The 14835-nt window shown below is 51.9% G+C and carries 13 protein-coding genes; 6 read left to right on the top strand and 7 right to left on the bottom strand.

Annotated features, from left to right (window positions below; all coding sequences use genetic code 11):
* Positions 1-440 precede the first annotated feature (440 nt).
* From sfsA to radC, 3 genes are read left to right on the top strand one after another with little or no spacing between them, the layout of a single operon-like run.
* Positions 441-1142 carry a DNA/RNA nuclease SfsA gene (sfsA, locus tag V9K92_RS10430; RefSeq protein ID WP_337353918.1) on the top strand — a complete coding sequence of 234 codons (702 nt, stop codon included), beginning with the start codon at positions 441-443 and terminating at the stop codon, positions 1140-1142.
* A gap of 18 nt (positions 1143-1160) precedes the next feature.
* The gene (gene map, locus V9K92_RS10425) at positions 1161-1991 is read left to right on the top strand and encodes a type I methionyl aminopeptidase (RefSeq protein WP_115055327.1); all 831 of its coding nucleotides are present in this window, start codon (positions 1161-1163) and stop codon (positions 1989-1991) included.
* 11 nt (positions 1992-2002) lie between these two features.
* Positions 2003-2806 (top strand): RadC family protein, encoded by an 804-nt coding sequence (radC, locus tag V9K92_RS10420; RefSeq protein ID WP_337353917.1) that lies wholly within the window; start codon positions 2003-2005, stop codon positions 2804-2806.
* Here the strand turns inward: radC and V9K92_RS10415 are convergent.
* Together V9K92_RS10415 and tig are read right to left on the bottom strand one after the other, a co-directional pair.
* A complete protein-coding gene (locus V9K92_RS10415; RefSeq protein ID WP_337353916.1) occupies positions 2803-3492 on the bottom strand; it encodes a class I SAM-dependent methyltransferase in 690 nt (229 codons plus the stop codon). The genes radC and V9K92_RS10415 overlap by 4 nt on opposite strands.
* 120 nt (positions 3493-3612) lie before the next feature.
* A complete protein-coding gene (gene tig, locus V9K92_RS10410; RefSeq protein WP_115055331.1) occupies positions 3613-5037 on the bottom strand; it encodes a trigger factor in 1425 nt (474 codons plus the stop codon).
* Between the two features lie 572 nt (positions 5038-5609).
* Between tig and V9K92_RS10405 the strand changes: the two genes are divergently transcribed.
* Both V9K92_RS10405 and V9K92_RS10400 read left to right on the top strand, forming a co-directional pair.
* Positions 5610-6794, top strand: a complete 1185-nt coding sequence (locus tag V9K92_RS10405; protein WP_337345122.1) for an efflux RND transporter periplasmic adaptor subunit — start codon at positions 5610-5612, stop codon at positions 6792-6794.
* Entirely contained in the window at positions 6791-9955 is a 3165-nt protein-coding gene (locus V9K92_RS10400; protein ID WP_115055338.1) for an efflux RND transporter permease subunit, read from the top strand. Before V9K92_RS10405 ends, V9K92_RS10400 begins: the two co-directional genes overlap by 4 nt.
* Before the next feature lie 54 nt (positions 9956-10009).
* On the opposite strand, the gene V9K92_RS10395 is transcribed toward V9K92_RS10400, so the two are convergent.
* A complete protein-coding gene (locus V9K92_RS10395) occupies positions 10010-10216 on the bottom strand; it encodes a hypothetical protein (RefSeq protein ID WP_337353915.1) in 207 nt (68 codons plus the stop codon).
* A gap of 115 nt (positions 10217-10331) precedes the next feature.
* On the opposite strand from V9K92_RS10395, the gene V9K92_RS10390 reads away from it, so the two are divergent.
* Positions 10332-11219 (top strand): LysR substrate-binding domain-containing protein, encoded by an 888-nt coding sequence (locus V9K92_RS10390; protein ID WP_307284610.1) that lies wholly within the window; start codon positions 10332-10334, stop codon positions 11217-11219.
* Here V9K92_RS10390 and V9K92_RS10385 read toward each other — a convergent pair.
* The 4 genes from V9K92_RS10385 to V9K92_RS10370 all read right to left on the bottom strand — a co-directional run bounded on the left by V9K92_RS10385 (position 11209) and on the right by V9K92_RS10370 (position 14196).
* Positions 11209-11730, bottom strand: coding sequence for a GNAT family N-acetyltransferase (locus V9K92_RS10385; protein WP_337353914.1), 522 nt, complete (start codon positions 11728-11730; stop codon positions 11209-11211). The two genes, V9K92_RS10390 and V9K92_RS10385, sit on opposite strands and share 11 nt — an antisense overlap.
* Before the next feature lie 436 nt (positions 11731-12166).
* On the bottom strand, positions 12167-13210 hold the full coding sequence (locus V9K92_RS10380) for an LPO_1073/Vpar_1526 family protein (protein WP_337353913.1): 1044 nt from the start codon (positions 13208-13210) through the stop codon (positions 12167-12169).
* Complete coding sequence (locus V9K92_RS10375) at positions 13207-13368, bottom strand: hypothetical protein (RefSeq protein ID WP_337353912.1); 162 nt, start codon at positions 13366-13368, stop codon at positions 13207-13209. Before V9K92_RS10375 ends, V9K92_RS10380 begins: the two co-directional genes overlap by 4 nt.
* 486 nt (positions 13369-13854) lie before the next feature.
* Positions 13855-14196, bottom strand: a complete 342-nt coding sequence (locus V9K92_RS10370; protein WP_337353911.1) for a hypothetical protein — start codon at positions 14194-14196, stop codon at positions 13855-13857.
* Positions 14197-14835: the final 639 nt, after the last annotated feature.

Here is a 14835-nt window from a genome sequence, read left to right as displayed (position 1 = left end):
CGGTTTTTTCAAGCTTTGTCACGACATGTTAGACAAAGTTATGAGGCTGAAATGGTGAGCTGGCATATCATAAATTGTTGCCACGATTCCCATCGTGACAACAGGACTCGCATTTTACCTCCAACGAGTCCGATTCTCCCACCCCAGAGCAAACTTACCTGCCTTTCCCAAGGCAGGTTTTTTGTATGACGGTCGCCTTTGTACAAACGTCATTGGAACACATTATAGGCTCGTTTTCCGCTAGGATGAATTCATGCAGGAAATCACGAATATGAATAATAATATCAACACTACATTGAAATTTCTCGCGGCCGGATTGGCCGCTGCGACCATGGTCCTAATGGCCAACACCACTTTCGCAGATGTCATTAGTGCTGTGTTGCGAAACCACTGAATTTAAACCTATCGATTTAATGACCGGCTTGCGCTAGTTCTGCCGGATGATCTTTGCCTCCCCACTTGTTACCGGCACTTTGGTGCAGCGCTATAAACGCTTTCTTGCAGACATCGTTCTGGATGATGGCAAGGCAATTACCAGTTCGGTCCCCAATACCGGGTCCATGTTGGGTTTGACCGATCCGGGAATAAAGGTCTGGCTTTCCCATAGTCACGATCTGAAGCGAAAATACCCGCACACGTTGCAAATGGTTGAAGTCTCCGGGCACATAGTTGGAATCAATACCGGCCTGCCCAACCGCATTGCAGAAGAAGCGATTATTGCCGGATTAATCCCGTCGCTTGCTGGTTATGCCGCTCTTAAGCGCGAACAACGTTATGGCGCCAATTCACGCATCGATATATTGCTCACCGACCCGAACCGTCCAACCGCCTATGTCGAAGTGAAGAACGTACACTTTTCGCGTACGCCCGGCTTGGCCGAATTTCCCGATTCTCCCACCGCTCGCGGCGCAAAACATCTGGACGAGCTTGGCAACATGGTGGAAACTGGCCATCGTGGCGTGATGCTCTATGTGATTCAGCGAGGAGATTGCGATCAATTGAGGATATGCGGCGATTTGGACCCGGTTTACGCGGCGGCTTTTGAACGGGCGATGCGGCGCGGGGTTGAAGCTTACGCCGTAAAATGCCACATCACGCCTGCAGGTATCGCTGCAGTCAGCACGATGCCGATTATAGATTAACGTCAACCGGTCAGTTCAATGGTTACCTATCTCGACGCACAAAGCGCGCCCCTGAAAAATACAGGGCAAATTCGGCTTCATGGCCCCGAAGGCTTCGAAGCGATGCGTAAGGCTTGTCAGTTAACGGCACGCTGTCTGGATGAACTCGCCTCGATCGTAGCTCCGGGCGTTACAACCAACACAATTGACCGCTTCGTGTTCGAGTTTGGTGCCGATCAAGGTGCCCTGCCCGCAACGTTGAATTATCGCGGCTACACTAAATCCAGTTGCACGTCGATCAATCATGTCGTCTGCCACGGTATTCCTGATGACAAGCCGTTGCGCGAGGGCGATATCGTCAATATCGACGTTACCTATATCGTTGACGGCTGGCATGGTGATTCCAGCCGCATGTACCCGGTTGGCGAGATCAAACGCGCCGCAGAGCGCCTTATGGAAGTAACGCATGAAAGCCTGATGCGCGGCATTGCCGCCGTTCGTCCAGGTGCACGCACCGGTGCCATCGGTGCAGCCATACAGACCTACGCTGAAGCGGAACGTTGTTCCGTCGTTCGCGACTTCTGCGGCCACGGTGTGGGGCAACTGTTCCATGACGCACCCAATATCCTGCATTACGGCACGCCGAACGAGGGTGTGGAAATGCGCGAAGGCATGATTTTTACCATTGAGCCTATGATTAACCTTGGCCGTCCGCATGTGAAGGTTCTTGCTGATGGTTGGACCGCTGTTACCCGCGACCGGTCACTGACAGCTCAATATGAGCATACTGTGGGTGTCACGAATGAAGGCTGCGAGGTTTTCACCCTGTCTCCGGCTGGCCTGTTCGCACCTGGATTGAAACTCGGATAGATGGAAGCCGTATGAGTGAAGAAAAGCCCAACCTGACCTTCTTCCTCAACGAAACTTCCGCAAAACTCTCCTCAGAACAACCTGCCGTTGATATAAACAGGACCTCGCGCAACGTACAGCCGCAGTCGGCCGAAGTCGAACCCATTCCGCACTACGTCGGACATCGCGAACGCATGAAAGAGCGGTTTCAAAGCGTCGGCCACGTCGGCTTTGCCGATTATGAAATGCTGGAAATGTTGCTCTATCGCTCCATAAGACAGGGTGACACAAAACCTTTGGCGAAGGCACTCATTGCGCGCTTCGGCTCTCTGGCAGAAGTCCTTGGGGCACCTGAGCACCTCTTGCGTGAGGTCAAGGGATGCGGTCCAGCTATTGCCTTCGACCTTAAGTTCGTCTCCGCCCTCACCCACAGGATGATCCGCAGCGAAATTCGCGATAAGATCGTGCTTGGTTCATGGGCCAAAGTCATGGATTACTGTGTCGCAGCAATGGCTTATGAGTCACGGGAACAATTTCGCGTCCTGTTTCTGGACAAGAAGAACGCCCTTATCGCCGACGAGGTCCAACAGGTGGGTACTGTCGACCACACACCTGTTTATCCGCGCGAGGTTATTGCTCGCGCCTTACAGCTCTCTGCCAGTGCTATCATTCTTGCACACAACCATCCCTCCGGCGATCCGACACCATCGAAAGCTGATATTGAGATGACAAAGACAATCGCCAATATCGGCACACAGATGGGTATTGTCGTGCACGATCACATCATTATCGGCAAAAGCGGGCACGCCAGCCTGAAAGGGCTTGGCCTCTTTTAGGCTGGCTTACTTTCAAACAAATAAACCGCACTTGTGTCCGTCGAAGCGACGCTGCCATTGCCAAAATCGGGCACTGAATATTTTGATAAGATGCGCAAGCGGTCGTGAGGCAGATATTCTCTTCCGGGATCACCTATGAGCACTTTGATACCTGCGGTGGTGCATCTGTCGAGATAGGCAACGACCTTTCCGGCAATATCTGACGCATAGAATAAGTCACCCACAGCAATCACATCCACCTCTGGCGGATCATCGTCGAGAATGTCCTTGCAAATTGTGTCGATGTTCACCGCATTAACCGCTGCATTCATACGGCTCGCTATAGCAGCGTAAGGATCAGTATCGACGCACACCACTGTGGTTGCTCGCGCTTTGGCAGCCGCAATTCCAACAATTCCGGAACCTGCCCCCAAATCGAGCACATGCAAGCCCGCGACCATTGCCGGATGGTCTAAAATATACCGGGCTAAAACTGTCCCGCCCGCCCAGCGATAAGCCCAGTATGGCGGATGATCATTGCCATATATGTCTTGATTTCCAAGTTTACCCAATCCGCTTGCTGGATGCGCCGTATAGAGCAATATCTCCGCCACAGCAGGAGTGGGCAGAATATGCAGGTTCTCCAAAATGAAAGCGCGTGGATCAACCAAGGGGGCACCGAGGTGAGCCAATTTGGGTTTTTTCAATTTCAACTTTCTGGGCTGTAAATATAAACTTCTAGGCTATCGCCCTGAGATGGAAAGAAAAACGGCCCCGCAATGCGGAGCCGTTTTTCTTAACTGGCGATAAGCCGCTTACCGAGAAGCTTACGCTTCGTCTTCAGTTTTCTTCTTGGCTGCCTTTTTTGGCGCTGCCTTTTTGGCAGGCTTCTTGGCTTCGCCGGACTTTTCTTCCGACTCGTCTTCAGCCATCAACTCTTCCTTGGTCACCTTCTTGTCGGTGACATTGATGCTGGCGAGCAGGTGGTCAACCACCTTCTCTTCGAAGATCGGAGCGCGAAGATTGTTGATCGCCTCCGGTGTCTTGCGGAAGAATTCATAAATCTGCTGTTCCTGACCAGGATACTGACGAACCTGATCGTAAACGGCGCGCTGCATTTCTTCTTCGGTTACTTCGATACCGGCCTTGTTGCCGATTTCCGAAAGAACGAGGCCAAGACGAACACGGCGTTCAGCAAGCTTGCGATATTCGGCGCGTGCTTCTTCTTCCGTTGTATCTTCGTCTTCAAAGGTCTTGCCAGCCTGTGCAAGGTCCTGACCGATCTGAGCCCAGATATTGTTGAACTCGGCATTGATCAGACGTTCTGGCGACTCGAACTGGTATTCGCCATCCAGCGCATCCAGAATCTGACGCTTCACTTTCTGGCGTGTGAAAGAACCGTATTGGCTCTCGATCTGCTCGCGGATAACCTGACGCAGACGGTCAGCACTTTCAATGCCGAGCTTCTTTGCGGTTTCGTCGTTGATTTCGAGTTCGCCTGGCTTTGCAACTTCCTTGACAGTGATGTCGAAGGTAGCGTCCTTGCCTGCAAGATGAGCAGCCTGGTATTCAGCCGGGAAAGTAACCTTGATCTGCTTTTCATCGCCAGCTTTTACGCCGATCAATTGATCTTCGAAGCCTGGAATGAACTGGCCGGAGCCAAGAACCAATGTTGCATCGCTATCTGCGCCACCGTCGAAAGGAACACCATCGACCTTGCCGAGATAATCCATGGTAACGCGATCGCCGCTTTCAGCCTTGCCCTTCTTCGTTTCGAAGGTCTGGGCAGAGCTTGCAACACGCTTAACCTGCTCTTCGACTTCCTCATCGGAAACGTCAACGATCTCGCGGGTAATGCTGATCTTGGAAGTGTCTTTGATTTCAATCGCTGGCAGAACTTCATAATTAAGCGAGAATTCAAAGTCGGCTTCGCCGGAAAGAACCTTGTCAGCTTCCTTTTCGTCTTCGGTCATGACGACTTCAGGCTGGGTAGCCGACTTTTCGTTGCGATCCGAAAGAATGGTGCGCGAAGAATCGCTCAGGATTTCATTGACGACTTCAGCCATGAACGACTTGCCGTACATCTTGCGAAGGTGGCTCATTGGCACCTTGCCGGGACGGAAGCCATTGATGCGCGCCTTTGCGCTGGCACCCTGGAGGCGTTCGGAAAGCTTTGCTTCCAGATCCTTGGCCGGAACAACGACCTTGATCTCGCGCTTCAGCCCTTCATTGAGCGTTTCAGTAACCTGCATGTCCAAACCTTCACTTTTTTAACATTTGTCCCGCCGTCGCCGGCTCGTTCGCCAAATTGCGGGAGAAAAACTGTTGCCTATGTGGCTTCGGGTGCGGATGAGCAATTTTTGCTTGGCCATCCACGCTGATTTTATTGCCGTATTTCCAACTCAACTCTCGATTTATGCCACGCATTGTATCACAGACTGTGGCACAAAGTTGGGTGAGAAATCGCACCTTCACCGACTGGTCGCTCCCTTTACTCGGCTCGGGTATAAAAATCAATGGCACTGCCATGCAGGCTGGCAAAATAGCATTGTTTGGTGCCGCTACAGCCTGAGATTGCAGGGTGACAAGAAAATGGAACTATGCAAATCTATTCGTGTGGGGATTTTCGGATAGGTCAATTATGGCTGCACTATGTTAAAATTGTGCAGAGCCCTCTCGTAAACACTCCCCGCCAGCATTATGTGACTTCGCTCTACTCGACCTTATCGTCCGCAAAGACTGATCAAAGTTGATACCGTTTCAGCATTGCTGACACACCTTTGCGACACGCGTGGGACGTCTTACTGTCATGGAGGCCTACCCTTTGTCACGATCACTTTTAACAATAATCAAGGTTGGTTTGACAGCCGCTCTTCTGTCCTCTGGTGCTTCATTTGCCCAGGAAGCAGCGGCCCCGCCACCTCCCCCGCCGGTATCGGTCGCCAAGCCGGTCGTCCGTGATGTCGTTGACAGCGACGAATTCATTGGCCGCTTTGAACCTGTTGATGAAGTATCCATACGTTCCCGCGTCGCCGGATATCTCGACAAGATCGAATTTACAGATGGTGCGCTGGTTAAAAAAGGCGATCCGCTTTTTACAATCGACCAGCGACCTTTCGAAACCGCCCTGTCGCAGGCGCAGGCCTCGCTCGAAGTGTCAAAGACCACGCTTGTCTATGCCGAAGCGCAATTTAAGCGCACCGAGTCACTGGCTGCAAACGGCACGCTTTCCGCTTCGCAACTCGATGACCGGCGCCGCGACTTCATTTCGGCTCAGGCAAATGTCCGCGGCGCAGAGGCAGCTCTTGCCCGTGCGCAGCTTGATCTTGAATATACAAAGATAACAGCCCCCTTGAGCGGGCGCATTGATCGCCGCCTGATCTCCGTTGGCAATCTCGTTCAGCCAGACCAGACGATCCTTACTACAATCGTCTCACTCGACCCGATTGATTTTTACTTCAATGTCGATGAGCGTAACCTGCTTTCCTATGCACGCACCGCTCGTGAAAACGGCAGCACCTTGCAGGAAGGCGCCTCCGGTCTGGAAGTCACCGTCCGGCTTACCGATTCTGCCGAGCCGCCAGTAAAGGGCAAGGTTGATTTCGCGGAAAATCGTCTGGATGACCAGACGGGCACAATGCGCGTGCGCGCCCGCTTCAGCAATCCGAATTTTGTTTTGCAGCCAGGCCTGTTCGGCCGCGTCGATGTTGCCGCATCCAATACCTATAAGGGTATTTTGATCCCGGATGAAGCAATCGGCTCTGACCAAAATGAACGCATCGTCTTCACAGTCAGCGAAGATGGCACTGTAACCCCGAAGCCGGTTCGCCTTGGACCGAAGCTTCATGGCTACCGCGTGATCCGCTCCGGAATGACGGGCGATGAAACCATTGTGGTGAATGGCCTGATGCGGATTCGCCCCGGCGTAAAAGTCAAGCCGGAACTGGTGGTGCTACCACCGGAAGCTGTAACGGCTGACGCGACCAAAGCGCCGGAGGCTGCGCAATGAGATTCGCGCACTTTTTCGTCGACCGGCCGATCTTTGCGAGCGTTCTTTCGATTGTCTTGCTGATTGTCGGCGGCATAGCTTACACACAGCTGCCAGTTGCGCAGTACCCCGAAATAGCCCCGCCAACCATTGTCATCCGCACTTCCTATCCGGGCGCCGACGCTGAAACCATTGCCAACACGGTGGCGACGCCAATCGAGCAGGAAATCAACGGCGTTGAGGGCATGTTGTATATGTCCTCCTATTCCACGGCCGATGGCTCCATGGCATTGACCGTAACATTCCGGCTGGGAACAGATCTCGATAAGGCGCAGGTTCTTGTACAGAACCGCGTGTCCATTGCGGAGCCGCGCCTTCCGGAAGAAGTCAGACGTCTTGGTATCACCACCACCAAAAGCTCGCCTGATCTCATGATGGTTGTGCATATTCTTTCGCCAAATGGTCGTTATGACCAGCTTTACGCCTCCAATTATGCACGCTCGCGCGTTCGCGACGTGTTGTTGCGTCTGGATGGCGTCGGCGATCTGATCATTTTCGGTGAGCGTGAATACTCGCTGCGTATCTGGCTCGACCCCGAAAAACTCTCAGCCTATGGCATGACATCAAGTGATGTCGTGCAATCGCTGCGAGATCAGAATGTGCAGGTTTCGGGCGGTTCCATTGGCGGACCGCCAACCTCCGGCACCAATGCGTTTCAATATACTGTCACCACTGAGGGCCGCTTCAGCGATGCCCGGCAGTTCCGCTACGTCATCGTCAAGGCGACAGAAAGCGGGCGCCTCGTGCAGTTGCAGGATGTGGCGCGCATCGAACTTGGTGCCAAGGATTATGTCACCAACTCCTATCTGAACGGCAATCCGGCAGTGGCCTTGGGTATTTTCAGCCGCCCGGGCACCAATGCCCTTGCTGCTGCGGATTCAATCCGAAGCACAATGGAGGAACTCAAGAAGGATTTTCCTGACGGGCTGACCTACGATATCGTTTACAACCCCACCGAGTTCATCGCGGAATCGATCAATGAGGTGTACAAAACGATCATTGAAGCCGTCATTCTCGTGGCGCTCGTCGTCCTTGTCTTCCTGCAATCGTGGCGCACCGCGATCATACCGATTGTCGCAATTCCCGTCTCCCTTATCGGAACGCTGGCATTGCTGCTCGCCTTCGGCTTCTCGCTCAATATGCTCACATTGTTTGGATTGGTCCTTGCCATCGGCATTGTCGTCGACGACGCCATTGTGGTTGTCGAAAATGTCGAACGAAACCTTGCAGCCGGCATGACGCCCAAGGAAGCCTCGCACGTCACTATGGACGAGGTCGGCACCGCCGTTATTGCCATTTCGCTGGTGCTGATTGCGGTCTTCGTACCGACTGCTTTCATTCCCGGCATTACGGGGCAATTCTACCTGCAATTTGCGATCACAATCGCAGTGGCAACGGCAATTTCGGCTCTTAATTCACTGACGCTTTCGCCAGCGCTTGCTGCGATTGTGCTGCGGCCACACAACCACAGCGAATCGAAAAACCCGGTTGCCCGTTTGGGCCGGGCCATGGCCAATGGCTTCAATACCGGCTTTGACAAGATGGCGAATGGCTACTCTTGGGTCATTCGCCACCTCGTCAGTTCAGCCATTGGTATCACGGCCTCCCTGCTTGTCTTTGTCGGGTTACTTGTCGCCACATGGTATATGGCAACCGCTGTTCCACGCGGCTTTATCCCGACCATGGATCAGGGTTACGCCATCGTCGTGGTACAGTTGCCTGACGGTGCGTCTCTCAATAGAACCGATGCAGTTATTGAAAAGGTTTCAAAGATCGTTCGGGACGTGCCGGGTGTGAAGAATGCCGTCGCCTTCTCTGGCTTTAACGGCGCGACTTTCACCAATGCGTCAAACTCCGGCGTGGTTTTCGCCGCCTTCGACTCCTTCGAAAATCGCCTGGAGGAAGGTCATAACGCCAACCAGATTATTGGTCAGCTTTATGGCAGTCTGCAAAGTATTCAGGAAGCCTTCATCATTGCCGTTCCGCCACCTGCCATCAGCGGTATAGGCAATTCCGGCGGCTTCAAGATGCAGCTGCTGGACCGTGACAGCTCCGACATGCGCCGCGTGCTGGCCCTGGCCTATCAGATGATGGGCGAAGCCGCACAGACACCGGGTGTAACTGGCGTTTTCACCACCTTCTCTGCCTCCAGCCCGCAATACTTCCTTGAAGTAGACCGGGACAAGGCAAGAGCGCTTAATGTGCCCATTCCAAGCATCTTCGAAACGCTTTCGACAAATCTTGGAACATCATATGTCAATGATTTCAATGCTTTCGGGCGCGTTTATCAAGTTCGTGCGCAGGCGGATCAGCAATACCGCCTCGACCGGCAGGATATTTTGAACCTGAAGGTACGATCAGCCACGGGGGCGCTTGTTCCACTTGGCACGTTGATCGAGATCAGGGACACTACAGGCCCGTCGCTCGTGCAGCGCTACAATATGTACGTATCCGTACCGTTGCAGGGCAATGCTGCTCCCGGTGTATCGACCGGCGCAGCTCTTGATCAAATGGAAGCGCTGGCCGCCAAAACGCTGCCACAAGGCACATCGTTCAATTGGACGGAACTTGCCTTTCAGGAACGCGCGACCGGCAATACGGCGGTGTTTATCTTCGCCCTGTCTGTCATCTTCGTGTTCCTCGCCCTTTCAGCCCAGTATGAAAGTTGGGTATTGCCGCTGGCAATTATCCTGATTGTTCCACTGGCTGTCCTTGCCGCGCTGATAGGCGTGGCGTTGCGCGGGATGGACAATAATATCCTCACGCAAATCGGGCTTGTGGTTCTCATTGGTCTGGCGGCGAAAAACGCCATTCTTATTGTGGAGTTTGCCCGTCAACACGAGGAAGAAGGCGCAAACCCGGTAGAAGCAGCGATCGAAGCCAGCCGCTTGCGCCTGCGTCCGATCCTGATGACCGCCTTTGCCTTCATCTTTGGCGTTGTGCCTTTGATGATTGCAACTGGACCCGGTGCGGAAATGCGTCAGTCGCTCGGAACAGCGGTGTTCTCCGGAATGCTTGGGGTCACATTCTTCGGTCTGTTCCTGACACCGGTGTTCTACGTCGTGCTCAGATCCTTCCGGCGCAAACCGAAACCTGCGGCAGAACAAGCCGCAGCGCATTAAAAATAAAAGCGCGGGGCCTTAACAGCCCCGCGCTTTTGCATTGGCTTCAATATTCTATGGGAGAAGATATCGATAGGCCGGTGAAAGCATATCGCGCGTCTTATATGTGAATGCGGCACGCTCGCTTGGCGTAAGATTGATGTCGCGCAGCATATAGGCATTCAAATCCCCAGGGTCGCCTGCCGGCACTGAAGTCTGCTTGGAAAAGCCCGCCCAAAAAACCGCAAGCGAACTCAATCCGAATAATCGCAATTCGGTCATGACACTCTCCATCAAGCTATTAATTGTCCTGTTGTGTGGACAGATGTATTATCTTATTAACAGGCATACCAACGCGAATTTGATGATTAGACATCAATAGATTTAATGGCTCGACATGACGTCACTTCCTCTTGGTTCTATCCGGGTTTTTGATAGTGTTGCGCGGCTGCAGAACTTTACGAAAGCAGCCGATGAGCTCAACATGACCCAATCGGCCGTCAGCTATCAGATCAAATTGCTGGAAGATTTTGCCGGTACGCCCTTGTTTCAGCGCCGCGCACGCGGAGTTACCTTGACGCCGAAGGGCGAAGTAATAGCGCCGGTGATACGCAGGGCTTTGGCTGATATGGGCGAGACATTCCGCGCCATTCGCGAAGAACAAAATTCCGTGCTGGTTATTTCAGTCATCCATACATTTGCCAGCAATTGGCTGACGCCGCGCATTACCGATTTTCAAAACCTGCATCCCGAGGTTTCGGTGCGCTTCGATATTTCCTCCCGCTTGGTTGATTTTTCCAGTGAGGGAATCGACTGCGGCATCCGGCTCGGTCGTGGAAATTGGCCAGGCTTGACCTCACATCGGCTTTTATCGGGCGGTTTCACACCCTTGGCCAGCCCCGCCTATCTTGAACGATATGGCAGACCGCAAACACCGGCAGACCTCCTGCAATGTCATCTGATCACGCCAGACGATAATTGGTGGCCCGTCTGGTTTCGCCAAGCAGGTGTCGAAGGGCCATTGACCATGACCAAACCCGGGGTAACGATTGATACCCAGCAGATTATCGGCGGATTGGCATTGTCCGGCGGCGGCGTCGGACTGGTTTCTTCAGCTTTTTTCCAGAATGAAATAGAGTCGGGCACGCTGGTAAAGCTTTTCGATATCGAAGCCTCAACCGGCACCAATTATTATCTGGTCTATCCCGAAGCCGGGCAATTGCCAGCCAAGGTGAAGTTCTTTCGGGACTGGATCATAGACTGCTCATGCAACACTAAGTTTTGACGATACGATCAAGCAACACGACATCACTGTCCTTGTAGATTGCACGTGAAAATTCGTTGAACCCGAGTTTTCCGGCCAGCTTTAACGAAGTGTCGTTCCAATGATCAATCATGCAAACGGTTCGCTCGGATATTTTCCGGGCATCGTACCATTGCAAGGCCGCGTACGCTGCTTCTGACGCCAGGCCTTGGCCATGGCGGGTATATTTGATCCTCCACAATGCCTCCGGAACTCCGTCGAAAGCCGGGCCATTGGCGCGGTGAAACCTTGCCACCCCCGTTTCTCCGACCAGCTCCCCGGTTTGACGGTCGATGACCAGAAGCGGACCATAGCCAAAAACGTTCCAATGCCCGATCCAGCGCAGCAGCCTGTCCCAGCTTTGCTCATCGGTAAGTCCAGGCAAGACTTGAACATCCTCGCTTAGGTTAGGATCATTGATCCATATCGCCTTATAGAGTTCGAAATCCTCAATACGTTGCGGGCGCAACAAAAGGCGGCTTGTTTCAATCATGATCAGGTTTCCCCCACATGCACGCGAGTTTATCTGTCCAGTGCCTTATTCTCAATTGTGTTTGGAAAGATTGTGGTGCGGATAGAGTGCACCGTGAAATCGCCGCACCATCCGTAATTATTGAGGTTTCTGGCCTTTTTGTTGAGAGGTGTGGCGCATTAAGTGGCGTGTTATGTGGCTCAAAGTGCGGTAACAATTCAATCCTCAACGCCACCCCCACCCCAATTTATGTGCGCATTTTTAACATAGCTCGGGTCGGAATCACATCGAAACTGAAGCACCCCGATCACATCGCTGACCGGTAGAGCTCCGGCATGACAGGCCGAGCGGAAAGTTATCCACATCAATGTGTTCCGACTTTTTGAAGGTACAATTAGCGCCATGAATAAAGGGCGAAACTTGGAACATCCTTAGACCAAGTTTTCCGCATTGCTTTCTACTTTATCCAAACACTTAGGTCGGGCTCGAATCCACATTTCCGCTTATAGTTGGCGTATCCTATCGCGATGCCTGTGCTGGTCAGAATGCAAGATTTTAGGGGACTGTGATCCCATATGGCAACGAGGTTGCGAATCTCGGGAAAGAATTTTTCAAGCTTTATTATGAGCTCTTCCTGTGGCATTCGGAAGTTTTTTTGCAGATTCCAAAGTGGTTCAACTAGATGACCAAGGCCCACTGGATTAAGAATACTCCGTAAATGCGTCATACTATTCGTCGCCAGCACAAAACGACCTTGGTCATACTGACTTGGCACCAGCAAGGCGGTATCCAAAACCTCGACCATTCCGTTAAGGGCAGGAGTATACTCTGACTTATCAGCACCGTTACTGCAGATTCTAGCGTAGGTTTCATTAATAATTTCGTACAAAGACAGCGCGGTGATTTCAATCGATACACATGAGTGTGAAGCGAGGTAGGTATAGCTTGAACTATCCTCCTCGACATCACTTAGGAATGCCTTCGACACCTCGCTTAAATATGCACCCAGATCAGCGATCGTTTGAATCTGGGGCTGAAGCGTATAGCGCAGTGCAAAGATCAGACTAAGCTCAGCAAGTTCACTCGCGGTAAGAACGGCAGTTTTCTCAACCGCATCGTTCAACGTAAGTGACAGTCGGTTCCGAGCTGGCTCCAAAGCGCGCTGTTCGATTAAATCAACGAGAATTTCTGCAGTGTAATCTTCACCTGACCTCGCATAGGCGCGTTGAGATTGGCCAATCAGATACTGAAAATCCGGGTCTTGAAATGCAGAGGAATATTTGTCTTCCATTTTAGCAAATCTGTTCAGTACCATCTCTTCGAATTTATCAAGTCGCGCTTGGGCAGTCTCCTTTGCAACCGACGCGAATTTCAGCATCTGATCGCCAAGAGCTTCAATTATAAGTTTCATGTCTTCGGCGCTGTTACCAACGATGGTATCTCTAGCGCTTTGAATAACCGTTGCAGATCCGTGCGCGGTGCCCTTTTGTGAATCGGTCATTTGATATGGGTATCGCGTCCAGACTGGATGACTGTGGACTTGTCTCGAGCCGTGGCCTTTTGGTCGCGGCTTTTCCTAATCTTCTTTACAGCGAGAAATGCCAATAACACCGATACAATGATGCCCAGACCCCATAGAATGACTTCAGTACTATTCACTATACTGCCCTCCCGTTGAATTCACTATTGGTGACATTTGAAAACTATCAATTAGACTCACAGATTATGTGCCCCCCCCAAGATTGTCACACAATTCTTACCCAATGCTACTTATCCGTGACGTCCTCAAAACGAGACTGAGCCTTGATGCGGGCTAAGGTCGAATTCTTGGCTTTCCTAGCGTTCCATGCGAACGCCAACGCCACAACGGAAAACAATAACGCGACGGGGCCAACGAAAAGTACCATAATTCGAGCTTCGGGAGTTAAGGAGTCCTGGAACATAGCGTTCACCCAAGTGCCGACAGCGAACGAGAATAAAGCCGCGCCTATCGAATTATATGCTGAACTTTGATCATTCAAATATGAGACATGTTCTAGCTCGTGTTCGTGAACAGCAAGCACCTTGACGCTGCGTGAAGCATAAAGGTTTTTAACGAATGATCCAGTAGCGGGATCGGATATCTGGACGAGGTCTTGCTCCATTTCACGCCTCACTCAACGTCAGTGCTACTAACCTTGTCGGTTCAACGTCGCCGATGACGTGCACAACGATTGTGTAAGCTGTTGGTTTTGACAGAATTCCAAATCGGGCAAAGCTGCCGTTAACCGTCATTCCAAGCGGATGGCCAAAGTTGTTCAACGTAACAACAATCCCGTCATCGGTTAACTCGGGAAGTCCAAAGGATTTCCCAATACCATCGTTTTCGAAGCGAACTTTAAATAGCTTTTCACCTTGAATTTCGACCGTGAACTCGTTCTGGCGTGACGATAGTGCTATTTGGCCAGAGAACAGCACCTTCTTATTGTTGATCGTGATCGCTGACACTTAAATCTCCCGAGCTTGTGTACAATGAGATACCACTGAAATGCCCGGCGTGACAGGCCGATAGATTGCTTTGTTATTTCAAGGAGTGTTTCAAATTTCCCGCTGTAATAACACGTAGCAAAACTCGAAAAAGTTGAAACCTAAATCGGGCGTTTATTTGTACGATCCGAGATCATTAGTTCCACGTCTTTCGAGCCACATGGAGAGCATTTTAATTTTGCCCTTAATGCGTAAATATCTGTGGCGTTGGCAAGATCGGCGCTGACTGATTGAGGATCGATATCAGCAATGTGGCCGCAGCGATTGCATTGGGCTGACAGCTGTTGACCGAAGATGCGTCGTGGTCCTCGTATTCGAAATACACCCATCACATTTCAACCGGTCGCCAGACCAGCACCTTTTTGTTTGATCGGTCCCGGCACACTTCATAGGCCATTACATCGGTTGCCCTTGCATCACAGCGGGAACACCGGAACGGCAATTGCTCCAAAGGCGTCTCAGGGTTGCATATCAACGCAACATCACGGGCAAAGAACGTCGTCTCCTTATCGCAACTGCGGCAGCACACGAGCAAAAACATGCCGTGACGTGCCGCCTGACCTAATCTTCTAATGGTGGTTGTCATGAGAACAGAATGAG

It is taken from the genome of Phyllobacterium sp. CCNWLW109, from assembly GCF_037203905.1.
Lineage (GTDB): Bacteria > Pseudomonadota > Alphaproteobacteria > Rhizobiales > Rhizobiaceae > Phyllobacterium > Phyllobacterium ifriqiyense.
The sequence above is the reverse complement of the archived record's forward strand: the minus strand, read 5'-3'. Positions and strand labels throughout refer to the sequence as shown.

What these genes read in the sequence shown, in the direction of transcription:
- sfsA (WP_337353918.1), top strand. Translation starts at nt 441, where the DNA reads ATGATCTTTGCCTCCCCACTTGTTACCGGCACTTTGGTGCAGCGCTAT.
- map (WP_115055327.1), top strand. Translation starts at nt 1,161, where the DNA reads ATGGTTACCTATCTCGACGCACAAAGCGCGCCCCTGAAAAATACAGGG.
- radC (WP_337353917.1), top strand. Translation starts at nt 2,003, where the DNA reads ATGAGTGAAGAAAAGCCCAACCTGACCTTCTTCCTCAACGAAACTTCC.
- tig (WP_115055331.1), bottom strand. Translation starts at nt 5,037, where the DNA reads ATGCAGGTTACTGAAACGCTCAATGAAGGGCTGAAGCGCGAGATCAAG.
- V9K92_RS10400 (WP_115055338.1), top strand. Translation starts at nt 6,791, where the DNA reads ATGAGATTCGCGCACTTTTTCGTCGACCGGCCGATCTTTGCGAGCGTT.
- V9K92_RS10395 (WP_337353915.1), bottom strand. Translation starts at nt 10,216, where the DNA reads ATGACCGAATTGCGATTATTCGGATTGAGTTCGCTTGCGGTTTTTTGG.
- V9K92_RS10390 (WP_307284610.1), top strand. Translation starts at nt 10,332, where the DNA reads ATGACGTCACTTCCTCTTGGTTCTATCCGGGTTTTTGATAGTGTTGCG.
- V9K92_RS10385 (WP_337353914.1), bottom strand. Translation starts at nt 11,730, where the DNA reads ATGATTGAAACAAGCCGCCTTTTGTTGCGCCCGCAACGTATTGAGGAT.
- V9K92_RS10380 (WP_337353913.1), bottom strand. Translation starts at nt 13,210, where the DNA reads ATGACCGATTCACAAAAGGGCACCGCGCACGGATCTGCAACGGTTATT.